Source organism: Ruegeria sp. AP12, from assembly GCF_056540025.1.
On the sequence record NZ_JBQFVZ010000258.1, the window covers coordinates 1 to 616 of the forward strand.

Sequence of the window (616 nt, forward strand, 5' to 3'; positions counted from 1 at the left end):
TAAGAAAACCCTGCCGAAAGTCACGCTCGGCAGGGTTGCTTGAACAGGGTTAACGCGCGGTTAACGTTGTTGAATTCCGTATTAAGCTTGTGCTTTTTGGTCCGCCATGGCTGCAGCGAAGCGTTCGAACAGGTAGAAACTGTCCTGTGGGCCGGGCGACGCCTCGGGGTGGTACTGCACCGAATAGACCGGGCGGTCCGTCATGCGGATGCCGCAGTTCGATCCGTCAAACAGCGAGCGGTGGGTTTCCACCACGCCATCGGGCAAGGTCTGCGCATCAACGGCAAAGCCGTGGTTCATCGAGGTGATCTCGACCTTGCCGGTGTCCAGATCCTTGACCGGGTGGTTGGCGCCATGGTGGCCGTGGTTCATCTTGACGGTCTGTCCGCCCAGTGCCAGCGCCAGCATCTGGTGACCCAAACAAATGCCGAAAACAGGCAGGTCGGTGGTCTCCAGAACCTCTTTGATCATCGGCACCGCATATTCGCCAGTTGCCGCCGGGTCGCCGGGGCCGTTGGACAGGAACACGCCGTCAGGGTTATGCGCCAGAACCTCGGCCGCCGTTGCGGTAGCGGGCAGGACGGTCACGTCGCACCCGGCTGAGGCCAGGCAGCGC

The 616-nt window shown here is 61.5% G+C and carries 1 protein-coding gene; it reads right to left on the reverse strand.

Going from position 1 to position 616, the window contains the following annotated elements; genetic code table 11:
- Nucleotides 1-81: 81 nt before the first annotated feature.
- The coding region (locus ACR0E6_RS22620; RefSeq protein WP_480587607.1) for a glutamine amidotransferase-related protein at nt 82-616 on the reverse strand (535 nt) is incomplete at its 5' end.